Origin of the sequence: Streptomyces sp. HPF1205, from assembly GCF_020400825.1 — a bacterium.
Classification (GTDB): domain Bacteria; phylum Actinomycetota; class Actinomycetes; order Streptomycetales; family Streptomycetaceae; genus Actinacidiphila.
This window is the reverse complement of sequence record NZ_JAINVH010000003.1, coordinates 384127-406201: the sequence shown is the minus strand read 5'-3', so window position 1 is coordinate 406201 and position 22075 is coordinate 384127. Positions and strand designations below refer to the sequence as shown.

Genomic DNA, 22075 nt, shown 5'->3' with positions numbered 1-22075 from the left:
CGACGGCCCGGTAACGGACCGGTAACGGCCCAGTCACGGCCCACGTCACGACGCCCGTCACGGTCCCGCGTCCGCGTGGCCGCACGGCACGGCGGTGAAGCCGGAGAAGACCAGTTCCGTGTTGTCGGCGCGGATGCCCACCCCGCCCGGGGCCGTGAGCGGGCCCGGGGCGCGGTCCTCCGCCTCCAGTACGCGGCGGCCGGCCAGGGCCAGGCGGACGCGGACGGAGCCGGCGGCGGTGGTGGACACCGTGGCGGACAGGTGGTGCCAGCGGCCGTACTCCAGGGCGTGGGAGGCGGTGGCGAGCGTGGTGTAGAAGCCCTCCGTGCCGGGCGGCGCGCCGGGCACCGGGAGTTTGCGCTTGACCGTCAGGAGGCCGTCGCGGCGGCGGAAGCTGACGGCGTACAGCTCCTGCGGGCCGTGGTAGCGCAGCCACAGGTGGCCGCCGTCCCAGGGCCGGGCGGGTGTGCGGCCGGTGGCGGCCGGCGGTTCGAGCAGCACCAGGGCGTGTACGGCGGTGTCCCCGAAGTCCCGCCGCCGGGTCACCAGCCGGAACACCGCGGAGCCGGTGGCGCGCGCGGACCCCGGCCCGGGCGGGTCCCCGTCGGGCACACCGGTCCAGCCGAACGTCCACCGCGCGAACAGCGATCCGCTGGTGACCTCCCAGTCGCGGTCGAGGCGGGCGTCCGCGGCGTCCGGGTGCCGGAAGGCGTACTCGTTGGTGACCAGCCCCTGCCGGGGGAAGGCCGCCCGGAACCCCCGGGCGGCGCCGGCCCCGCCCGCGTCCGGTGCCGGGCCGGCCGGGGACCGCCCGGCGTCCGCGCGGCACCCGGCCGCCAGGCCGCCGGGGTCCGGGCCGGGTCCGGGGTCCCCGCCCGCACCGCCTCCCGTACCGCCTCCCGTACCGCCTCCCGTGCCGCCGATCAGGGCCGGCGCGGTGGCCGAGGCGGCCCCGGCCGCGGTCGTGGTGAGCCCCGCGGCGAGCAGGGTGCGGCGCCGCAGGGTGGCGGTCCGGGGCCACGCTCCCATCAGACGGATCCCCCGGCTCTGCCGCGGGCGGCGGGGAGTACGGGGAGCGCGACCGTGGGCGGGACCGGGGTGCGCACCGGTCCGCCGGCTACGGGAGGGCGCGGCCCGGCGGGGGCCGCGGTGACCGTGAGCGCCGTCACCGCCGGCCGGTGGCCCGTACCGCCGTCGCCCACCCCGAGGGCCAGGCCGCCGCTGAGGTCGCCCGCGGCGGTGGCGGCCGGGGCGGTGACCGTGACGGGGGCGAGGGAGTCCACCGTGACGGTGGTCGTGCGGCCCGCGACCGTCAGGCGGAGGCGGTGGTACGACGCCGGGGACAGGTGGCGCAGCGCGACCGTGCGACGTCGGCCGCCGGCCATGACGCGCGCCCAGCCGCGGGTCACCGAGACCCGCACCGGTCGGCGGCTGCCGTCGCGTACGGTCACGGACGCCACCGCCCGGGTGCCGTACAGCCGGGACACGGTGGCCTCGGCGGTGTACGCGGACCAGTCGGCCGAGCCGAACGGCAGGTAGGCCGCGGTCAGATAGCGGCGGCGGCCCGGCCAGGGGCCGCGCCCGGTGAAGGCGCCCAGCCCGGTGCCGGGCGGGTCGCCGGCGAACCGCCAGCGCGCGGGCTCCCGCAGCGGGTACGGGTGCGCGCCGGGCGGGACCTCGGCCCGGTCGGCCAACCGGGCCAGCAACTGCGCGACGGTCGTCCGGGCGGTCACCTCCAGGCGCTGCACCTCACCCGCGGCGGCTGCCCGCGCCCCCGCGGGCAGCGGCCGCGAGCCGACGTTGGTGAGCGCCGCCGCGAACCGGGCGCGCAGCAGCCGCCCCAGCACGGGCCCGGCGGCCGGGAGCCCGGAGCGGTCGGCCGCCTCCGAGAAGGGGTACGCGAACAGCGTCGGCCGCGGCAGTCCGTGCCCGGTGATGTCGGCCACCGACCGGTCGAGGTCCGCGCTCACCCGCCGGCAGTACTCGGCCGGGGTCTCCACCCGGTGCGCGGCCGGCAGCCACAGCCGGTCGGCCAGCGCGGGCCCGAGCCGCCCGGCCGCGTCGACCGCCGCGTGGCGGTGCGCCCGCCAGGTGTGGCTCTGGAAGTCCCACCGCCCCGACCGCGCCATCGCGCGCACCTCGTCCCACGACAGGTAGTACGAGTGGCGCCGCCCCACATGACCGGTGATCAGGTACGCGGCCCCGTGCATCCCGTGCGCGGCGAGGATCGGGTCGGCGTAGCGCCACAGGCCCTGCGCCCCGTCGTCGAACGTCAGGTACACCGAGCGGGCCGGGAGTCGGCCGCCCCGCAGGAAGCGGGTGAACGCGGCGCTGTCCACCGTGCGGTAGCCGGCCGCCCGCAACGCCGTGAGCTGGGCGGCGAACCGGCGCGGCGGGACGGTGTACGGGCCGCCGCCGCCCGGCCTGACGTCGTGGTAGGCGAGCACCACGGGACCCGTCCCGTCCGCCGCCCGGCGCACCGCCGCCCCGGCGGGACCGGACAGCCGCGCCACGGGCGCCGCCGTCTGCCGTTCGACCGCCTGCCGGTACCGCTGGTACTGCCACGCCGCCGCGAAGGGCGCGCAGAAGAGCGCGGCGGCCAGCAGCGCCAGCACCACGCGCGCGAGCCCGCGACCCGCTCGCGCCCGGCGCGCGAGTACGCGCTCCCCGAGCGCCCGCCCCGCCCGCGCCCACGCCCGCCCCGCCCGCCCCGCCCGTGTGCCGGCCGGCCTCACAGCGGCCGTCCCCGGGTGGCGACGAGCGCGTAGAGGGCGAACACGGCGCAGGCGGTGAGGAGGGCCGCCGCCGCGCGGCCGGCCGCGCGGACCGCGGCCGACACGGTGGCGCGCGGGCCCGGCCACGGCGGCCTCACGCCCGCCCCCTCGACCAGACGCCCCGCCGGACGGTGAGCAGGGAGTACGGCAGCAGCCACGCCAGCACCGTCGAGGACAGCAGGCTCATCAGGGGCCGGTAGCGCCAGTCGGTGTCGCCCGGGTGGTCGGCCTTGTACGCCAGGCCCCACACACAGCCCTTCAGCAGCACCCCGCACAGGTACAGCAGCGTCAGGAAGCCCAGGCCGCGCAGCGGCGCCCACAGCAGGTGCCGTACGGCCATGACGGGCGCGGCGGCCACCCACAGCGCGTGTCCGTAGTAGAGGGCGGCGGGACCCGGGCCCCGGCGCCACATGAAGGAGCCGGTGAAGAAGAGGTTGCGGATGAAGCTCTTCTTCCAGCGCACCTGCTGCCGCAGGAACGCCCCGGGCCGGGCCGGGACGTCGGTCCACACCCGCGCCGAGCGGACGTAGCCGACCCGCCACTGCCGCTCCGGGTAGTCGCGGGCCGAGACGAACGGCGAGTCGCGGTAGCGGTCCTTCAGCGCCCTGCCGCGCCAGCGCTGGCCGAGGACGTACCCCGTGAGCTGCCGATCGGTGGCGAAACGGAACGGGGCCCCGAGGAAGCGGTCGTCGGCCCAGGCGGGCAGGTAGTTGTAGACGGCGTCGCGGCGGAAGGCGGCCAGCGGCCCCGACACGCAGGTCACCGAGCCGAAGGCGGCCTCGGCGGCCTTGGCGATCCGGAACTGCCCCTCGTACCAGACGTCCTGGATCCTGGCGAGCGGGCCCGCGTCCGCGTTCAGTGCCCGGCAGTGGCCGCTGACCGCGCCGAGTTCGGGGTGGCGGACCAGCGCCGTGACGCAGCGGCGCACCGCGTCGGGGGCCAGGACGCAGTCGGAGTCGGTGAAGACCAGGACGTCCCCGTCGGCCAGCGCGCAGGCGCGGACCAGCGCGTGCTTCTTGCCCGCGTTCTCCGGCAGGTGCAGCACGGTGATGTCCAGTTCGCGGCCCAGCGCGCGCAGGACGTCCGAGGTGCCGTCCGTCGAGCCGTCGTCGACCACGACGATCCGGGTGTCCGGGCAGTCGCTCGCCGCCATCGAGCGCACGCAGGACTCGATCCGGTCCACCTCGTCCTTGACGGCCAGCAGGAGGCTGACCCGGGGCCGCCGCGGCAGCGGCGGGAAGGAGGCCGGGGACGGCGGGCGCCGGCGCAGTTCGCGCTCGGCCGGGTCGTCGTAGCGGGTGTACGCGACGTACAGCATGGCGATGCTGCCGGCCAGGACCGTGACGCCGTAGCAGACCGCCGGGTCGCACTCGCGCGCCAGCCGTACGGCCTGCCGGGCGAGCAGCAGGACCAGCGGGGTCAGGCAGGCCACGACCAGGAGCCGTACGACACCGCGCCGGACCGCCGGGTCCAGGCGCTCCAGCCGCCTGCCCAGCGCCCGCGCCGCCGGCAGGGCCCGCGTCCGGTCCGCGGCGCCCGCGGTCCCGCGCGGCGCGTCCTGGGCCGGCACCCGGCCGGTGCCGCCGGGCCCGGGGGCGGGAGCGACGCCGGCGGCGCCTTGCCTCCTGCCGGAATCCTTCACGCCGGAATCCTTCACGCCGGGTTCCCTCATGCCGGGACCCCTCACGCCGGGCCGTCGGCGGACACGGGGGGCCGCCGGCCGTACGTCAGGTCCAGCACCGCCGGTGCCAGGTCCAGCCAGCCCAGGTCCATCCCGGGCTGGCGGGTGTGCAGCACCACCAGGTCCCACGTGCCGGTCCGGGGGTCGGGGACGCAGCGGTGGGCCGGCCCGCCGGCGTCCTCGAGGGCGGGGACGAGCGGGTCGCTGTACGAGACATCGGCGCCCAGGGCGGCGAGCCGGTCGAGGATCTCCAGCGCCGGGCTCTCCCGCACGTCGGCGACGCCGGGTTTGTACGCCACGCCGAGCAGCAGGACGCGGGCGCCGGCCGGCGCGGTGCCGCGCGCGGCCAGGGCCTCCCGGATCCGGCGCACGGCGACGGCCGGGCGCCCCGCGATCGCCGTCATGGCGCTCTCCACGACGGGGGCCGCGGCACCGCGGGCCCGCAGGTGCCACAGCAGGTAGTGCGGGTCGCAGGGGATGCAGTGCCCGCCGACGCCGGGTCCGGGACGGAACGGCAGGAAGCCGAACGGCTTGGTGCCCGCCGCCTCCAGGACGTGGCCCGGATCGAGGCCGAACTCCAGGCAGGTGTCCGCGAGTTCGTTGGCCAGGGCGATGTTGACGGCCCGGAAGGTGTTCTCCCACAGCTTGCTCATCTCGGCCGCCTCGGGGGAGGCCGCCCGGTGGATCGAGGGGGCCGTCGCGGCCAGCAGCGCCACCGCCGCCTCGGTGCTGCGCGGGCCCTCCCCGCCGACCACCCGCGGGGTGCGCTCGGGGGCGTGGGCCGGGTCGCCGGGATCGATCCGCTCGGGCGCGAAGGCCACGAGGACGTCGGCGCCGGCCCGCAGCCCGCGCCGCGCCAGCGGCTCGATCAGCAGGTCGCGGGTGGTGCCGACGTAACTGGTCGAGGTGAGCAGCAGCAACTGCCCGGGCACGGCGTGCTCGACGGCCGCGGAACAGGCGGACCTCAGCGCCCGCAGGTCCGGCACGCGGTGGGGGTCCACCGGGGTCGGCACGCAGATCACCACCGCGTCGGCGGCGGCCGACGCCCCCGGGTCACCGGTCAGCCGCACCCCGCGGCCGGCCAGCGCGCCCGCCAGTCGTTCGCGCTGCTCGGGCGGTAGGTCCACCCGCCCGGCCCGTACGTCGTGCAGCCGCCGCGGGTCGGTGTCCACGCCGATGACGCGGTGCCCGGCGGCGTGCAGCGCCAGCGCGCTGGGCAGCCCCACGTATCCCAGTCCCACCACGGCGACCGTCGGGTACGGCCGGAGCGGCCACTGGGCCGGCACGGCGGCGCCCTCGGCGGGGGCTCCGCCGGCCGTCCGCGGGTGCGGCCCCGTCACGACATGCGCGAAACTGGCATCCGTTACATCCATGATCGGAATATCGCATTACCAGCGCGCCCGTACCGGTGAGCCATCGCGCGCCACGCGCCCCGCCCCGCGAAGTTCACCCGCCCGCACGAACGGCCCGGGCCCACGTCCGCGGCTCGCGCTCGCGGCTCGCGCCCGCGGCCGGCGTCCGCGTCCGGGGCCCGCGGAGGCGGGTGCGGGCCCCGGACGGGTTCAGGGGGTGATCAACCGAAGGTCACGTTGAAGCTGTTCGTGATGAAGTTCAGCCCGCCGGAGGACGAGGTGATCTCGTAGCCGAACTGGACGTTGTCCAAGGTGACGTCGCCGAACCAGTGCTTGGTGTTCTCCATCCACTTCAGCACGGCCAGGATGTCGACACTGCCGGCGCTGGTATTGCCGTTGCGGACCAGGGAGAAGACGGCGTTGGACCCGTTGCTGCCCTTGTACGCGGTCCACGTGTGGCCGCCGACCGTCACCGTGCCCTGCGAGGTGCCCAGCGGGCCGACGGCGCCCGTCTTGTTCATCCAGAGCATGATCTCGTTGTGGTAGCCGCTGTCCCAGATGTCGTACGCCGTCTCGTACGCCCCGCTGCCGGGCACCGACACGTTGAACGAACTGCCGACACTGGACAGCGAGTTGATCGGCTTGCCCACGCTGCGGGCCGCGTGCGGGTAGGACTTGATGCCGCCGGTGTTCGGCTGGTTCGACCAGACGCCCCAGTTGCTGTACGTGTTGGCCCAGATCGTCTGCGGGCCGGCGCCGCCGCCCCAGACGTCGTTGTTGAGTTCGTACCCGCCGTTCGACCAGCTGCCGTACTGCGCGGTCGACGACCACGTGGCCGCCTGCGCGGGGCCGGCCGCCATCACCAGCGCGATGCCCGCGGCCACCACCGGGGCGGGCCACAGGCGTGTGAGCACTCGTGCCATGAGGGTTCTCCTCTGTGGGGGAGGGGTGGAGAAAGGCCCGGGCCGGTCTTGCGGTTTCGAAGCGCTTCAACAGCGGAGCGTAGAACCGCGCCGCGTGACACGCAAGGGACGAGGGCGGATTTCCGCGCGCGAAACGCCCGTGCCGCGCCCGGCGGTGACCTGCTGCGATGCGAACTGCCGTACGGGAACTGCGCATTATCGAGGCGCTTCGACAGTTGTTCGACGGCCGGCCGGGTCCCAGGGCCCTGCGCCGTGATCCGCGACGGGTTTCCCGGACACGCCGTCAACGTGTCAACTCCCGGGCGTGAAAGGGCTGGTCACCCCGTTGGCCCTGGCGAGCCCGACGGAAGTCGTCGCACTGTGTAGGAGGATCGTGACAGACAGGAATGCGTTCGGTCGCTCACGAAGTATCGGTACGGCAAGGAGGTCGGGCGGCGTGAAAGCGAAGGTCGAGGGGGCGGTACGGCTGCTGCCGTGGACGCGGGACGACGGGAGGCAGTGCTACCTGCTCGGCGGGGACGGGGGACTGGTCTCCCGCATCGCCGACCGGGTGGAGCGGGAACTGCTCGACATGGCCGTCGAGTTGCTGGGCCACGCCGACGACATGCTCGGCGACGGCCACGGCGGCCCGCACGCGGGTACGGGCACGGGCACGGTCACACCCGAGCAGTACCGTTTCCTTGCCGCCCGGCTGACGGAGGCGCTGCGTGACGTGAACCGGATCGCCGAGAGCCGCGGCGCCAGACTCGCCGCCGCCGTACCCGAGCGGGCCGCGGAGCCCGCCGTACCCGCGGAGGCCGGGGAGCCCGGGGCGGATGCCTGCGGCCTTGCCGCCGCCGGCGAACCCGAGGGTGTGAGCCCGTAGCCGACCCGACAGGCGCGGGCCGGCGGCCCGACCCGCGCCCGGGCCCGCGCGAGGAGGCGCCCGAACGCCGCTTCCACCGGGCCCTGTCCCTCCCCGACCGCTGATCGCCGCCACGGCGGAACTGAACCGGCGGACCGTCCTGCACTACGACGGCGACTTCGACATGATCGCCTCCCTCACCGGCCAAGCCGCCGAATGGGTCGTTCCACCAGGCACCGCAGACGGCTGAGGACCGTCCGACTGCCCGAGGACGGTGACCGCGCCCTTGCCTCAGGCCGTCTCCCGGACGACCTCCGAAGGGGACTTGTCCGTCCGCAGACCCAGGAAGCGGGGGTGGCGCAGCATCCCGTCGCGGGTCCACTCGGTGAAGGCGACCTGGGCGACGAGTTCGGGCCGGGCCCAGTGCGGGCGGGGTTCGCGTACGGGGCCGCTGAACGGCGAGCGGCCGACCGCGAGTTCGTCCAGGCGGGCGCGCAGGGAGCGGAGCGTGCGCCGGTCGTATCCGGTACCGACCTTTCCGGCGTACCGCAGGCGGCGCTCGGCGTCGTAATAGCCGATGAGCAGCGCGCCGAAGCCCACACGGGAGCCGGCCGGCTCGGTGAAGCCGCCGATCACGAACTCCTGCCCGGCCGCGCACTTGAGCTTGAGCCAGTCGGCCGAGCGCCGCGCGGAATAGGGCGCGTCCGCGCGCTTGGCGATCAGCCCCTCCCAGCCGCGGGCGCACGCCTCCTCCAGCAGGGCCTCGTTGCGGTGCGGGGTGAACCGCAGTGGACCGGTGAAGGTCAGCGCGGAGCGCAGCAGCGACTTGCGGGTGCGCTGGCGCAGCCGGGTGGTGTCCCGGCCGTTCAGCGCGAGGATGTCGAAGACGTAGTAGTAGACGGCGACCTTGCTCGCGGCCACCTGGCGCGGCCTGGTCAGGCCCATGCGCTGCTGGAGCCGCGAGAAGTCGGTACGCCCGTCCCGGAAGGCGACGATCTCGCCGTCGACCGTGAAGTCCCGGCACTCCTGGGCGCCGAGCGCCGCGACGATCTCGGGGTAGGTGACCTCGACACCGTTCCCCTTGCGCGACATCAGGTGCAGCGTGCCGCCCTCGCGCACGGCCAGGGCGCGCATCCCGTCCAGTTTGCGTTCGAACAGCCACCGGTCGTCGAAGGAGCGGCGGTCGCTGAGGGTGGCCAGCATGGGCGGTACGGCGTGGCCGACGCGGTCGGCGGGCGCGGGCCGCAGCCTGGCCCGGTCGGCCTCGGGCAGCCGGTCCAGCGGCCCGCTCCCGCTGCTGCTCGCGCTCGCGCCGCCGCTCACGCCGGCGTCCCCGACCCGCTCCCGGGCCCCTCTTCGGATTCCGTTCCGGACCCCGTTCCGGATTCCGCCTCCGCGGAGACCTGGCCGAGCGTACGGCCGCTGAGCGCCGAGCGGGCGCGGAAGGGGTCACCGGGAGCGCCGCCGCTGCCCGTACGGGCGCCGTTGCCCTTGGCGCCCTTCGCGCCGGCCCGTCCGCCGGCCCGGCCCTTCGCGCCGCCGCGCCCGCCGCCCTCCCGCTTGACGAGCAGCCACGCCTCGCGTGAGCCGTCACCGCTGCCGCTGCCGCTGCCGCTGCCGCCGTCCGTACCGCCGCCGCGGAAGCGGGTCAGCGCGTAGTCGCCGCGCAGCTTCGAGCCGTCGAGGCGGAAGGAGGCGTGGCCCCTGGCCAGGGCCTCGGCGAAGGGGATCTCGTTGCCGCGGCGGTCCCTGCTGATGTTGCGGTAGCCGCCCTCGTCCCAGACGATCACGGTCCCGGCGCCGTACTCGCCCTCCGCGATGACCCCCTCGAAGTCCCGGTACTCCATGGGGTGGTCCTCGGTCGGCATCGCCAGCCGCTTGTCGTGCGGATCGGCGGACGGGCCCTTGGGGACGGCCCATGACTTGAGGGTGCCGTCGACCTCCAGCCGGAAGTCGTAGTGCAGGGTGCTCGCGTCGTGGATCTGCACGACGAAGACCGGTTCGCCGCCCGCCCGGGTCTCGCCTCCCCTGGGCTCGCGGGTCCTGCCGAAGTCGCGCCTGCGCCGGTACTCGGCCAGCGCTCGCGCCGAACCTCGCGCCGGATCCCGCGCCAAACCCTGCGCCGAATCCCGCGACGACGCTCCGCCCGCCCTGCCCACTGTCCCGCCCGGCGCCCCGTTCGAACCGCCCTCCGCCCTGGCTGCCCTGCCCGATGCCATGGTCGCCTCCCGTGCCGCGCCCTCGCTCTCCCCGGGCCTGTCTTCCGGGCGCCTCACCGGCCGGGGGGCGGATAAACGGTTCGCCCCGGCGCCGGACAGCCGCGTCGGCCGGTGTGAGCGGGGTCATGAGCGCTTGGCTTGACGACACTAGACAGATCTGTCTAAAGTCGGGACCCGTACTAGACAGACCTGTCTAACCCAGGGGAGTCATCCATGCGCCTCTTGTCCGCCGACCCCGCTTCGGCCGGCACCGCCCCCGTAGCGGCGGCCTCCCCGACGTCCCCGAACGCCGCGCCTCACCCGTCGACGGCCGACCCCGGGTCCTCCGCCGCCCCGGGCCGGCGACGAGGGCCCGTACTCGGCTCCACCGCCTCCCTGGCCCTGCTCGCCTCGATCGTCATCTCGCTGCTGGCCGCCTCCAGTGCGCCGACCCCGCTCTACGCCGTCTACCAGCGGCACTGGGGCTTCTCGCCGATCACCACCACCGTGGTGTTCGGCGTCTACGCGCTCGCCGTCCTGGGCTCGCTGCTGGTCTTCGGCAGGGTCTCCGACCACACCGGCCGCAAGCCCGTCCTGCTGGCGAGCCTGGCCGTGCAGGCCGCCGCCATGGTCGTCTTCGCCACCGCGGGCAACGTGCCCGCGCTGCTGACCGGCCGGATCATGCAGGGGGTGGCCACGGGGGCCGCGCTCGGCGCAATAGGCGCGGGCATGCTCGACGTCGACCGCCGCAGGGGCGGCTTCCTGAACTCCTTCGCCCCCACCATGGGCACGGCAGTCGGCGCCCTGGCGTCCGGGCTGGTCGTGCAGTACCTGCCCGCGCCCACCCGCCTCGTCTACTACCTGCTGCTCGGCGTCGTCGCGCTCCAGGCGCTCGGCGTGCTGTTCGTGCGCGAGACGGTGAGCCGCAAGCCCGGCGCGCTGGCCGCCATGAGGCCCGAGATCAAGCTGCCGCGGGCCGCCCGGGGGCCGCTGGCGACCGCCGCCCCCGTCCTGTTCGCGGTATGGGCGCTGGCCGGCTTCTACGGATCGCTCGGCCCGGCCCTCACCCGCGGCCTGGTGCACTCCACCTCCGTCGTCTGGGGCGGCCTGCCGCTGTTCGTCCTCGCCGGGGCCGCCGGGCTGTCGGTGCTGGTGCTGCGCGGGACACCGACCCGCACGGTGATGCTGCTCGGCATCGGCTCCCTGGTCGCGGGCGTCGCCGTGACCGTGCTGTCCCTCGGTTCCGGGGCGGGCGGCGCGGGCCCGGCCACCGGGTTCTTCATCGGCAGCGCGCTGGCGGGCTTCGGCTTCGGCGGCGGCTTCCAGGGCGCGTTGCGCATGGTCGTGCCGCTCGCCGAGCCCCACGAGCGGGCCGGGCTGCTGTCCCTGGTCTACGTGGTGTCGTACCTGGGTCTGGGTGTGCCCGCGGTCATCGGCGGCGTCCTGGTCGTGGACGGCGGCGGGCTGCTGGACACCGCGCGGGAGTACGGTGCCGCCGTCATCGTGCTGGCCGCGGCCGCCCTGGCCGGGCTGCTGCTGGGCCGGCGGACCCCGCCGGCCGTGCGCGAGGGCTGACCCGTACCGGACGGCCGGGGCGGGGAGTTAGTCTGGACAGACCTGTCTGAAAGGTGAACGCCATGGCGACCAGGACCGCGGCGAAGACGTCCGCCAGGGACCGGCTGCTCGCCGCCGCCGACGAGTTGTTCTACAGCGAGGGCGTACTCAGCGTGGGCATCGACCGGGTCATCGAACGCGCCGGTGTCGCCAAGGCCTCGCTCTACAACTCCTTCGGCAGCAAGGAGGCGCTGGTCTGCGCGTACCTCGACGCCCGCCGCCATCGCAACATGGCCAGGGTCGAGCGGGTGCTGACCCGCTACCGCACCCCCCGCGAGAAGCTGCTGGGCGTCTTCGACGCGCTCGGCGAGCAGCTCACCGGCCCCGGCTACCGGGGGTGCGCGTTCCAGCGGGCGAGCGCCGAGGCGCCGGAGGACAGCGGCATCGCCCGCGAGACCGACGCCTACCGCTCATGGCTGCGCGGCCTGTTCGCCTCCCTCGCCGAGGAGGCCGGATACGCCGACCCCGAGGGCCTGAGCCGCCAGCTCCTGCTGCTCTGGGACGGCGCCGGCACCTCCGCGCGGCTGGACCGGGACCCCTCCGCGTCCACCACCGCCCGGGCCGCCGCGGCCGCCCTTCTGGCGGCGGCGCCGGTCACGACGGAACCGGTCGTAATCGAAACAGTATGAAGTCGCCCGGTTTCTCCCGCTCCTGCGGTGGAAATAAGGATCGCATAAGTCCTACGCTGAGTGAGGGCGCGGCACCTTCGGACCGGAGATCCGAAAGTCCCATCCGGCGGCACAAGTGACTGATTGGCGAGGGAGGTGGCTCCTTATGGCCACCCATTCGACGGAATCGCACATCGACACCCACCCTGATCTGCTGGCTCTCCGCGAGCGCTACGCCGTGGCCTCCGCCCGGCCGACGACGGGGGTCATCGAGGGCCTGTGCATGCTGACGGGCCTGTACCTGGCCATCTCGCCGTGGGTCGTGGGCTTCCAGGGCACGGCCCCCGCGCTCAGGGTGAGCAACCTGATCACCGGTCTCGCCCTCGCGGTCCTGGGCATGGGCTTCGGCTCCGTGCTGGAGCGGACCCACGGGCTGGGCTGGGTGGCCTGCGCGATCGGCGCGTGGACGATCATCGCCCCGTGGGTGGTGTCCGGCAACGAGAGCGTGTTCAAGAACGTGATGAACAACGCCTGGGTCGGAGGTGTGGCCATCGCCCTCGGGCTGGCCACCATGGGCATCGGACTGATGAAGCAGAGGCGTTCCGGCGCCCAGCGTGCGGCGGCGCCGACCGCCCCGAGGGGCGACATGGCGCACTGACGGTCCGGTGGGTCCCTGATGCGGACGGCTCCCTCGTGGGCCGCCCGCATTTTTCTCGCCGCGCCCGGGTCCCGTGCCCGGGGCCCGGCCTCCCGGTTCTCGCCCGCCCCGGGGGCCGCGTCACAAACCCGAGCGGGGCCGCGTCATCGTGATGAGCGGCGACGGCGGGGGCCGTGCGAGCAGCCGCGAGGACGGAAACGGGCGACGCAGTGACGAACGACGAGCGGTACGGGCGGGACGAGCGGTACGGACAGGACGGACAGGACGAGCAGGACGGGCGGGACGAGCGGGACGCGCTGGCGGCCCGGTTCGAGCGGCAGCGCGGACAGCTCAAGGCGGTCGCGTACCGGATGCTCGGCTCGCTCGCCGAGGCCGACGACGCGGTGCAGGAGACGTGGCTGCGGCTGAGCCGTCACGGCGCCGGCCAGGTGGACAACCTCGACGGCTGGCTGACCACCGTCACCGCCAGGGTGTGCCTGGACATGCTGCGGCGGCGCAAGACCCGCCGCGAGGAGCCGCTGGACACGCACGTACCCGACCCCGTGGTGAGCGCGCTGGACGCCGTGGACCCGGAGCACGAGGCGCTGCTCGCCGACGCGGTGGGGCTGGCGCTGCTGGTGGTGCTCGACACCCTCGCGCCCGCCGAACGCCTCGCCTTCGTGCTGCACGACATGTTCGCCGTGCCGTTCGACGACATCGCCCCCATCGTGGACCGCTCCCCGGCGGCCGCCCGGCAGCTCGCCAGCCGGGCCCGCCGCCGGGTCCGGGGCGCCGGCACCACGCCCGATCCCGACCTGGCCCGGCAGCGCGAGGTCGTGGAGGCCTTCATGGCCGCCGCCCGCGGCGGGGACTTCGAGGCGCTGGTCGCCCTCCTGCACCCGGACGCGGTGCTGCGTGCCGACGTCGGCGCCGGACCTGTCGGCCACTCGCGGGAGGTCATCGGCGCCGCCACCATCGCGAGCCAGGCGATCACCTTCTCCGCGAGCGCGTCCGAGGCGGACCTGGTGCTCGTCAACGGCACGGTGGGCCTGCTGGGCCTGCGCGGCGGGGAACCGTCGGCCGTCATGGCGTTCACCGTCCGGGACGGGCGCATCACCTCGATCCAGATCCTCGGCGACCCGGAGCGGATCGAGGCGATGGACTGGACGGCGGTGCGCTGACCGCGCGACGGGCGGGCGTGCGGGCGTACGGCGTGCCGTGCGCACGGTTGTCGTCGCGCTCGTCGGGCGCACGGTGGTCGCTGCGCTCGTCGCGGACGCGGTGGTCCCCGTGCGCACGGTGACGGTACGGTGACCGTGCGCGGGGGCGCCGGTCTGCCGGACGGTGGACGCACGGGCCCGCGCGCGGCCGTTCACCGGCGTATTCCTCAGTGCAAACTGTGCAGTCCAACCTTATGGTATAGAGGGCCGTATGAGCGATTCATCCACTGCTTCCGGCTCTCTGACCGCCACCACCGTCACGATCACCGGAGACGGCGGCGACAGCGTCGAGGCGTACCTCGCCCGCCCGGAGGGCGACCGAGGCCGCGGCGGCGTGGTGGTCATCCACCACCTGCCCGGCTACGACCGCTCCACCAAGGAGATGGTGCGCCGCTTCGCCGAACTCGGCTACGACGCCGTCTGCCCGAACCTCTACACGCGCGAGGCGCCCGGCGCCGCGCCCGACGACGCGGCCGCCGTGGTCCGCGCGGCCGGCGGCGTACCCGACGCCCGACTGGTCGGCGACGTGGCCGGGGCCGCCGCGTACCTGCGCGCGCTGCCCACCTCCAACGGCAGGGTCGGCGTCATCGGCTACTGCTCCGGCGGCCGCCAGGCCGTCCTGGCCGGCTGCGAGACCGACGTCGACGCCGTCGTCGACTGCTACGGCGCCTTCGTCACCGGCACCGTCCCGGCCGGCCTGCCGCTGAAGGTCACCCCCCTCACCGACAAGCTGCCCGGACTGCGCGCCCCGCTGCTGGGGCTGTTCGGCGACCAGGACACCCACCCCGGCCCGGAGCAGGTGGCCGAACTGCGCCGCGTCCTGACCGACGCCGGCAAGGACGTCGAGATCCACTCGTACGAGGGCGCGGGCCACGGCTTCTTCTCCCCCGACCGCGCCAACTACAACGTGGCCGCCGCCAACGACGGCTGGGAACGCGTCGCCGAGTTCCTCGGCAAGCACCTCGGGAGCTGACCGTGTGCACCTACACCACCGTCAAGGACGCGATCGACGGCAGCGCGAAGGGGCCGGGCGGGGCGTGGTTCCGCGTCACCGACGTGACGGTCTACTTCGACCACCCCGTCCACGCCCTGGCCGAACACACCCTCAACATCGACTTCGCCGCCCCGGCCAAGGGTCCCGGCGCCCGCGTCGCCCTCGAACTCACCGCGGACTCCGCCGAGCGGCTCGTCGCCGCGATCCAGGAGGCGCTCGCGGCGGTGCCGGTGGAGATGCGGGCCTGACCGCGCGGGGCCGGGCGCGCGCACGCCCGTCCCGCGCACCCGGCCCCCGTAACGCGCCCCGCGCGGCCCGCGCAACCCGTACGCGCCCCCGCCCGCCGGGGTGCGCCACCTCCCCGACAGGCCGCGGTGCGGGTCCTGTCAGCGCCGTGTAGGCGCGATGTCAGTGGAGGCGGGCACAGTTGACACCATGGGGACCAAGGGCGGGATACGAAGGACGGCGACGGCGGCGGGGCGGGCGACGACCGGCCGGGCGGGGCGGGCCGCGACGGACCGGGCGGCGAGCGACCGGGCCGCGACGGACCGGGCGGCGAAGAGCCGCAAGACGAGGGACCGGGAGACGAGGGACCGGGCGGGGCGGCGCGGCCCGCTGGCGGCGTTCGCGCGGTTCGTGATCTGCGGCGGCGGGGTCAGCCTGCTGTCGAGCGGGGTGCTGCTGGTGCTGACCGGCCGCGTGCCCTTCGCGGCGGCCAACGCGGCCGTCACCGTGGCCTCCACCGCCCTGGCCACCGAGCTCCACCACCGCTTCACCTTCGGCGCCGGCAAGGGCCTCGCCGGCTGGCGCGTCCACGCGCAGTCCGCCCTCACCCTCGCCCTGGCCTACGCGGTCACCACCACCGCCGTCCTCGCCCTCCCCGCCGTGCGCCCCCACCCGTCCGCCCTCCTCACCCAGGCCGTCTACCTCACCGCCTCGGCCCTGACCGGCACGGCCCGCTTCCTCGTCCTGCGCCTCCTCGTCTTCACCGACCGCCCCGCCCGTCCCGCCCGCCCCGCGACGCCATCCCCCCTCACACGTACGACGATCACCACCGCCGCCTGACGGCCGTCCCGCCGCGGCTCGCGGAGGCCGGCGTAACGTTCGGCGGGGTCCGGCGCGTCGGTGGGAGTGGAGGGAAGACGCCGACGAGAGGGGCGGGGCCGGTGCGCAAAAGGGAGCGGGAGGCGTACCTGGAGTTCGCCGGCGCGCGGGCCGGGGAGCTGTACCGGTCGGCGTGCCTGCTGGCGGGCGGGGACACCTTTCTGGCCGAGGACCTCGTACAGGAGACGCTCGGGCGGATGTTCGTGGTCTGGGGGCGGATGACGCGGGTCGGGAATCCCGCGGCGTACGCCCAGACCGTGCTGGTACGCGCCTTCCTGACGCACCGCCGGCGCCGCAGCAGCGGTGAGCGGCCCAGCGCGGAGCTGCCGGAGCCGCCGGCCGGGCAGGAGGGGGACGCGACGCTGCGGGTGACCCTGCTGGGGGCGCTCGGGCGGCTGACCCCCAAGGACCGTGCCGTCCTGGTGCTGCGGTATTGGGAGGACCGCAGCATCGAGGAGACCGCCGCCGCCCTCGACTCCAGCCCGGGGGCCGTGCGCACCCGCTCCAGCCGCGCCCTGGAGCGGCTGCGCGCCGAACTCGGCGGCTCCCTGGCCGACCTGAAGGTGCGCTGACCTCCCGGCGCCTCCCCGGCCGTCCCGCCCCCCTCCCCGCCCCGCCGCGGCCCGCGGCCGCCCGTGCCGGCCGCCCCACCGGCACCCCATGCCCGTGGGCAGCCCGACCGACCCCGCGCGCGGCACCCGCGAATTCCCGGCCGCCACGACACTCGCGGTACTCACGGCATCTGTGACATTCGCAACATCCACGACACGCCCACGGCACACCCACGGCAATCCCGACACCCACGACTCATGGAGACGGTGACCGACCATGTCCGTTGACTTCGACGACGACCCGCACGGCCGCTACGGCGAGGAACTCGGCGACGCCCTGCGCCGTACCGCCGACGACTTCCGCCCCGACACCCTCGGCCTGGTCGCCGCCGGCCACGCGCGCGGCCGCCGCCTGCGCCGCCGCCGTACGGCCCTGGTCACGGCCGCGGTGGCCGCCGTGGCCGCGGCCGGCGTGGGCGGCGCCCTGGCGGCGACCGGCGGCACGGGTGGCACGAGCGGCACGGGCGGCCACGGCAGCGGCGTCGCCTCCGCCTCGCAGCCGCAGCCCACCGCCGCCGCCAAGGGGCACGGCAGGCCCGCGTCCAAGGCGCTCACCGCCGAGCAGATGGAGCATCTCCTCGTCTCCATGCTCCCCGCGGGCGGCACCGTTTCCGGCGTGACCGGCCGCGGTACCGGGGAGAGCATCCCGTACGCGCACGTCGTCTACGACGACGGCCACGGCAAGGCGGCCGTCGAGGTCGGGGTCACCGCCCAGGGCGAGGTGCCGACCTGCCCCTCGCGGAACCCCGACCCCACCACCTCGTGCACGGTCATCCCCCTCCACAACTCGGCCGGAGTCAGCGGCACCCTGCAGATCTTCAAGGGGTACGAGTACCCGGACCACCGCGTCGCCACCAAGGAATGGGTCGCCCGCTTCCGGACCTCCTCCGGCGCCGTGGTCGAACTCGACGAGTGGAACTCCCCGCAGGAGAAGGACGCCCCGATCACCCGCCCCGAACCCCCGCTGAACAGCGCGCAGATCACCGGGATCGTCACGAACCCGCGCTGGCAGTGGGTGATCGACGCCCTTCCCGCGCCCAAGAAATGGAGGAATCCCGGCGCACCCGGCAAAAGTGTCACATCGAACACTTCGGACCGGCCCGCTGCGACGACCACCGCGAACCGGCCGGGGCGGTGAGCGGCGCGGACGCCGTACAGTCGAGGAAACGAGGCGGCGTCCGGGGCAAACGGAGCAGGTGGGGCCGGGGGGTCTTCCGGTTCACGAGCTTTTTGCGCATGCTTTGGGTACCCGGGTCCCGTTCGGAGCGGCTCCCGGGTGACAATGCGAAAGTCGAAGCAGTGCTAGTCGGACCCCTTAACGAAGCGAGGATCCCATGTTGCGAAACGGGCTGGAGCCCTGGCACCTGATCGTGGTGGCGATCGTCGTCATCGTGCTGTTCGGTTCCAAGAAGCTGCCGGAAGCGGCGCGCGGGCTCGGGAAGTCGATGCGCATCCTGAAGTCCGAGGCCAAGGCGATGAAGAACGACGACTCCTCGACGACGGCGAGTGCCGCGCCCGGCTCGTCGGCCACTCCGGCCGCGCCCGAGGCGATCACGCCCAGCGACATCAAGACGTCCTCCGAGGCCGTCACCGAGGAGCCCGCGAGCACCGCGAAGTAACCGGCTGCCGCGCCTGCGGGCCCCGGGGTCCCGGGTCTCCCGGGTTCCGGTGCCCCGCCCCGTGACCGGCCCGGGAACGGGTTGAACGGGTTGTCCACAGGCCCGTCGCCGCGTCCGAGCGCTGTCTTGGTACGTTTCCGACGTCCGGAACGGTGTGGCAGACGGGGTGGGTGGGCCAGTGGTCGCGTCGGCGGCGGGGACGGCATCGGGTGGGCTTCCCCCCGAGTTCGTCGCCGGGTTCGCGGAGACACTGGCCGAGGTGTCGGCCAGTTGCCGGGCGCTCAGCCGCGGCGAGCGGGAGGCCCGGCGGGTGCTGGGCGAGCAGGCCGCGGACGCCGGCTTCGGCCTGCGCGAGCTGGCGGCGGCGCACCTTGCCGCGGCCCGCAGGGCGTGGCCGACGCTGCCGGGAGTGGCGGGCGCCCGGGACGCGGCCGAGCTGCGCCAGGTCGGCAGCGCCGTCCTGACCGCCCTCGAAGCGGGCGTCGCCGCGCTCGCCGAAGGGCACGACCGGGCCCAGCGGCACGCGGTGCGCCGGGCCGAGGAGGCCCGACGGGCTTTCGTGGACGATTTGCTCTACGGCCGCAGCGACCCCGGACGCATAGCCGAGCAGGCCGAGCGGTTCGGGCTGCGGCTGGCGGACCGGCACGTCGTGGCGGTGGCCGCACCGCCGCCTGGTGAGACGTACGACACGAAGCACCCGCTGCTGCGCCGCGCCGAGCGGGAACTGGCCGGCCGCTTCGGCGACCACGACGGCCTCATCGCGCCCAAGGACGGCCGCCTGGTGTGCGTCGTCCCGACCGGGCAGCGGGCCGTGCTCGACGTCTTCGTCAAGATCACCTCGGCGTACCGGGTCGCGGTCAGCCGCCCGCACAGCGGCGCGGTGGGCGTGGTCCGCAGCTACGAGGAGGCACTCAGCGCGCTCGACCTCGCCGACCGCCTCGGCCTGACGGCCACCGTGCTCAACTCCGCCGACCTGCTCGTCTTTCCCGTGCTGCTGCGCGACCGGGCCGCGATGGCCGACCTGGTGCGTACGGTTCTGGGGCCGCTCGCCGAGGCCCGCGGCGGCGCGAAGCCCCTGCTCGACACGATCGCGGCCTACGCCGCCGCCGGCTACGTCAACGCGGAGGCGGCCCGCCGCCTCGACCTCAGCGTGCGGGCCCTTTCCTACCGGCTGGAGCGGATCGCGGCGCTCACGGGGTTCGACCCGGACGACCCGTTGCAGCGCTACACGCTGGAGACCGCCGCGCTCGGGGCAAGGCTTCTCGACTGGCCGTCGAATCCGCTCTAGCCTCCGGCGGGGTGGGCGGGGCCGTCCCGGTGGGGCGGGTGCGGTCGTGGCCGGATCGTCCGTTGGTGGGGGGCCGGTCGCGTGGGGGCACCCTCTCCGGAGGACCCCGCGCACCTTTGGGGGCGCACCGGTGCCGGCGTGGGCGGCGGCTGCGGGGCCTTCCTGCGCGGGCGCGGGTCCGCCGGGTGCGGGGTGGCCGGGCTACTCCGCTTCGCAGGCTTCCTGGCGGGCGGCTTCGCATTCCGTTTTCAGGCCCGCGCTGATCGCGCGGCCGATGTCGCGGAGCGTCGCGAGCTGTTCGGTGGTCAGGACGTCGAAGAGGTGCTCGCGGACAGCGGTGACATGGCCGGGCGCGGCGGCCTCCAGGGCGGCGAACCCCTGGTCGGTGAGCTCGCAGACCCAGCCGCGGCGGTCGCGGTCGGCCGGGCGGCGGACCACCCAGCCGGACTTCTCCAGCGCGGAGACGGCGTGCGACAGGCGGCTGCGCGAGGACAGCGAGACGGTGGCCAGCTCGTTCATCCGCAGGCACCGGCCGGGCGCCTCGGACAGCCGCACGAGGATCTCGTAGTAAGCCATGGGCATGCCCGAGTCGCGGCGCAGCTGCCGGTCGATGTGCGCCGTGAACTCGGTGTTCGCGGTCATGAAGGTACGCCAGATCTCCTGCTCCTCCGCGCTCAGCCAGCGCACCTCGTCCACGTCGCTCATGTGTCCAGTATAGAGTGGTTGAACTCTCAACACCAGAGCGCTATATTTGCTGAGAGTTCAACAACGTACGTCCGGGCTCCCCGCCCGGCCGCCGCAACGTCCCCACCGAGGAGCCCCGCCATGACCACGCAGCCCGCCGTCGTCGACGGTTACGTCGCCGGTACCTGGACCATCGACTCCGTCCACTCCGACATCTCCTTCTTCGTCCGCCACCTGGGCGTTTCCAAGGTTCGCGGCTCGTTCACCGAGTTCTCGGGCACCATCGTGACCGCGGAGAACCCGCTCGACTCGAAGGTCGAGGCCGTGATCAAGACCGCCTCGGTCAGCACCAAGAACGAGATGCGCGACAGCCACGTGCGCAACGCGGACTTCCTGGACGTCGAGACGTACCCGGAGATGACCTTCACCTCCACCGCGATCCGCCCGCAGACCGCCGAACTGTTCGAGGTCGACGGCGAGCTGACCCTGCGCGGCGTGACCAAGACCGTCACCCTGAAGCTGGAGCTGAACGGCTTCGGCACCCACTACGAGGGCCACGCGATCGCCGGCTTCTCCGCCGCGACCGAGATCAGCCGCTCCGAGTTCGGCGTCACCGGTGGCGCCGCCGGCGCCGCGGTCAGCGACAAGATCCGCATCGCGCTGGAGATCGAGGCCACCCAGGCCGCCCAGGGCTGACACCCCCGCCGTCCCGGGCCGGTCCCCCCCCGGACCGTGCCCGCCCCTTCCGGCCGCTCCCCGCTCACCCGCGGGAGCGGCCGGCGGCGTTCGCGGGACCCGCCGGTGACGCCGCCGGACCGGCCCCGGTTGCGGGCGGTTCAGGACGTGAGGCGGCCCCCAAGACTGCCGGGAACCGGAAATGCCGCGGCGGGCCCCGGGCTGCCACGATCTCTGGCGGCGCGAACGGAAGGCCAACGGGGGGGAGGCGCACGGGAGATGGGGGAGTTCACCCGGGCCGTCCTCGGCTTTCCGACCGTGCTGTTCGGAGGGGCGCTGGTGGTCGTGGCCGGCTTCTGGACCGTGGTACTCGTCGGCGGCGCCGGCTTCCACGTCCCTGGCCACCACGGCCCCCTGGCGCACCACCACGGCGGCCCGGCCGCCACACCCGGGCACGCGTCGCCCGCCGCACCCCACGCCCGGGCCCACGCCCAGACCCACCCCGCTTCCCACGGATCCGCCGGGCACCGCCCGCACGGCCGGGGAGCCGGACCCATCGCCGCGCTCGGCCTGGACGGCGTGCCGCTCACCGTCGTGTTCTCCCTGCTCACCGCCCTGGCCTGGTTCCTGAGCCTGGCCGGGCGGATCGCGCTGGACACGGCCGGAAGCGGGGGCGGCCCGGCGCGTACCGCCGCCGAGTGGGCCGTACTGGCCGGAGCGCTCGTCGGGGCCTGGTCGGGCACCTGGCTGCTGGTACGGCCGCTGCGGGGGCTCTTCCCGGCCGGCCGCGCACCGTCCCGCGACGACTTCGTGGGCCTGCTGTGCGTCGTCCGAACCGGCACCGTCACCGGCGCCTTCGGCCAGGCCGAGGTCACCGCGCCCGACGGGTCCGCCGCGGTGGTCCAGGTCCGGCAGAACGGCCGCGACCCCCTCCCGGCCGGCAGTAGCGCACTCCTCTACGCCTACGAGCCCGACGGCGAGTTCTTCTGGGTCGCGCCCTTCGCCGACCCGCTGGACGGCCCGCCGCCCCCCGGCCCGTCGGCCCCCGGCCCGCTCACCGGCGGCCCGTTCACCGCCGCCCCGCTCCCGGCCGGCCCGCTCACCGCCGCCCCGCCGGGCATCGCCCCGCCGGTGACCGATCCTCCTGGGGCCGCCCCGCCCGGGACCCGCCCGGCGTCCACCACCTGACCCAGGTCCGGCCCCGTGACCGGGGCCCCACCACCACCCGCCCGTATCGAGGTTGATCCGC

At 75.0% G+C, this 22075-nt stretch carries 23 protein-coding genes and 1 pseudogene; 15 read left to right on the top strand and 9 right to left on the bottom strand.

Annotated elements, in window-relative coordinates; translation table 11 throughout:
- Window positions 1-57: 57 nt before the first annotated feature.
- From K7G61_RS05850 to K7G61_RS05825, 6 genes are all read right to left on the bottom strand, one after another.
- Complete coding sequence (locus K7G61_RS05850; RefSeq protein ID WP_225845539.1) at window positions 58-1029, bottom strand: hypothetical protein; 972 nt, start codon at window positions 1027-1029, stop codon at window positions 58-60.
- Window positions 1029-2618 (bottom strand): polysaccharide deacetylase family protein, encoded by a 1590-nt coding sequence (locus K7G61_RS05845; protein ID WP_225845538.1) that lies wholly within the window; start codon window positions 2616-2618, stop codon window positions 1029-1031. Before K7G61_RS05845 ends, K7G61_RS05850 begins: the two co-directional genes overlap by 1 nt.
- A 113-nt stretch (window positions 2619-2731) precedes the next feature.
- Window positions 2732-2872: a hypothetical protein gene (locus K7G61_RS05840; RefSeq protein ID WP_225845536.1), complete on the bottom strand. Its 141-nt coding sequence runs from the start codon at window positions 2870-2872 to the stop codon at window positions 2732-2734.
- The gene (locus K7G61_RS05835; RefSeq protein ID WP_374204066.1) at window positions 2869-4416 is read right to left on the bottom strand and encodes a glycosyltransferase; all 1548 of its coding nucleotides are present in this window, start codon (window positions 4414-4416) and stop codon (window positions 2869-2871) included. The genes K7G61_RS05840 and K7G61_RS05835 overlap by 4 nt, the downstream gene beginning before the upstream one ends.
- Before the next feature lie 41 nt (window positions 4417-4457).
- A complete protein-coding gene (locus K7G61_RS05830; protein ID WP_225845535.1) occupies window positions 4458-5828 on the bottom strand; it encodes a nucleotide sugar dehydrogenase in 1371 nt (456 codons plus the stop codon).
- Between the two features lie 200 nt (window positions 5829-6028).
- A complete protein-coding gene (locus K7G61_RS05825; RefSeq protein WP_225845533.1) occupies window positions 6029-6730 on the bottom strand; it encodes a hypothetical protein in 702 nt (233 codons plus the stop codon).
- Between the two features lie 436 nt (window positions 6731-7166).
- On the opposite strand from K7G61_RS05825, the gene K7G61_RS05820 reads away from it, so the two are divergent.
- Complete coding sequence (locus K7G61_RS05820) at window positions 7167-7595, top strand: hypothetical protein (protein WP_225845531.1); 429 nt, start codon at window positions 7167-7169, stop codon at window positions 7593-7595.
- Between the two features lie 71 nt (window positions 7596-7666).
- Window positions 7667-7824, top strand: a pseudogene (locus K7G61_RS05815) (VapC toxin family PIN domain ribonuclease); the annotation flags it as partial.
- Between the two features lie 41 nt (window positions 7825-7865).
- Here the strand turns inward: K7G61_RS05815 and ligD are convergent.
- Both ligD and K7G61_RS05805 read right to left on the bottom strand, forming a co-directional pair.
- Window positions 7866-8897 carry a non-homologous end-joining DNA ligase gene (gene ligD, locus K7G61_RS05810; RefSeq protein WP_225845529.1) on the bottom strand — a complete coding sequence of 344 codons (1032 nt, stop codon included), beginning with the start codon at window positions 8895-8897 and terminating at the stop codon, window positions 7866-7868.
- Entirely contained in the window at window positions 8894-9688 is a 795-nt protein-coding gene (locus K7G61_RS05805) for a DNA polymerase ligase N-terminal domain-containing protein (RefSeq protein WP_225845528.1), read from the bottom strand. Before K7G61_RS05805 ends, ligD begins: the two co-directional genes overlap by 4 nt.
- A 318-nt stretch (window positions 9689-10006) precedes the next feature.
- Between K7G61_RS05805 and K7G61_RS05800 the strand changes: the two genes are divergently transcribed.
- The 11 genes from K7G61_RS05800 to K7G61_RS05750 all read left to right on the top strand — a co-directional run bounded on the left by K7G61_RS05800 (window position 10007) and on the right by K7G61_RS05750 (window position 19467).
- Window positions 10007-11347, top strand: a complete 1341-nt coding sequence (locus tag K7G61_RS05800) for an MFS transporter (protein ID WP_225845527.1) — start codon at window positions 10007-10009, stop codon at window positions 11345-11347.
- 62 nt (window positions 11348-11409) lie between these two features.
- Entirely contained in the window at window positions 11410-12015 is a 606-nt protein-coding gene (locus K7G61_RS05795; protein ID WP_225845526.1) for a TetR/AcrR family transcriptional regulator, read from the top strand.
- A 145-nt stretch (window positions 12016-12160) separates the two neighbouring features.
- Window positions 12161-12652, top strand: coding sequence for an SPW repeat protein (locus K7G61_RS05790; protein WP_225845525.1), 492 nt, complete (start codon window positions 12161-12163; stop codon window positions 12650-12652).
- A 209-nt stretch (window positions 12653-12861) separates the two neighbouring features.
- Window positions 12862-13812, top strand: coding sequence for a sigma-70 family RNA polymerase sigma factor (locus tag K7G61_RS05785; protein ID WP_374204065.1), 951 nt, complete (start codon window positions 12862-12864; stop codon window positions 13810-13812).
- Between the two features lie 250 nt (window positions 13813-14062).
- Window positions 14063-14824 (top strand): dienelactone hydrolase family protein, encoded by a 762-nt coding sequence (locus K7G61_RS05780; protein ID WP_225845524.1) that lies wholly within the window; start codon window positions 14063-14065, stop codon window positions 14822-14824.
- 2 nt (window positions 14825-14826) lie between these two features.
- Entirely contained in the window at window positions 14827-15093 is a 267-nt protein-coding gene (locus K7G61_RS05775) for a DUF6295 family protein (protein ID WP_225845523.1), read from the top strand.
- A 187-nt stretch (window positions 15094-15280) separates the two neighbouring features.
- On the top strand, window positions 15281-15910 hold the full coding sequence (locus tag K7G61_RS36305; protein WP_263983898.1) for a hypothetical protein: 630 nt from the start codon (window positions 15281-15283) through the stop codon (window positions 15908-15910).
- Window positions 15911-16011: 101 nt separating this feature from the next.
- Window positions 16012-16521 (top strand): SigE family RNA polymerase sigma factor, encoded by a 510-nt coding sequence (locus K7G61_RS05765; RefSeq protein WP_225845522.1) that lies wholly within the window; start codon window positions 16012-16014, stop codon window positions 16519-16521.
- Between the two features lie 256 nt (window positions 16522-16777).
- Window positions 16778-17698: a hypothetical protein gene (locus K7G61_RS05760; RefSeq protein WP_225845521.1), complete on the top strand. Its 921-nt coding sequence runs from the start codon at window positions 16778-16780 to the stop codon at window positions 17696-17698.
- Window positions 17699-17894: 196 nt separating this feature from the next.
- The gene (gene tatA / locus K7G61_RS05755; protein WP_225845519.1) at window positions 17895-18179 is read left to right on the top strand and encodes a Sec-independent protein translocase subunit TatA; all 285 of its coding nucleotides are present in this window, start codon (window positions 17895-17897) and stop codon (window positions 18177-18179) included.
- Window positions 18180-18345: 166 nt separating this feature from the next.
- Window positions 18346-19467, top strand: a complete 1122-nt coding sequence (locus K7G61_RS05750; RefSeq protein WP_225845517.1) for a CdaR family transcriptional regulator — start codon at window positions 18346-18348, stop codon at window positions 19465-19467.
- 201 nt (window positions 19468-19668) lie between these two features.
- Here K7G61_RS05750 and K7G61_RS05745 read toward each other — a convergent pair whose 3' ends face one another.
- Window positions 19669-20172, bottom strand: coding sequence for a MarR family winged helix-turn-helix transcriptional regulator (locus tag K7G61_RS05745; RefSeq protein WP_225845515.1), 504 nt, complete (start codon window positions 20170-20172; stop codon window positions 19669-19671).
- A gap of 120 nt (window positions 20173-20292) precedes the next feature.
- Between K7G61_RS05745 and K7G61_RS05740 the strand changes: the two genes are divergently transcribed.
- Both K7G61_RS05740 and K7G61_RS05735 read left to right on the top strand, forming a co-directional pair.
- Complete coding sequence (locus K7G61_RS05740; protein WP_225845514.1) at window positions 20293-20847, top strand: YceI family protein; 555 nt, start codon at window positions 20293-20295, stop codon at window positions 20845-20847.
- A gap of 258 nt (window positions 20848-21105) precedes the next feature.
- On the top strand, window positions 21106-22014 hold the full coding sequence (locus K7G61_RS05735) for a hypothetical protein (RefSeq protein ID WP_225845513.1): 909 nt from the start codon (window positions 21106-21108) through the stop codon (window positions 22012-22014).
- The last annotated feature ends 61 nt before the right edge of the window (window positions 22015-22075 follow it).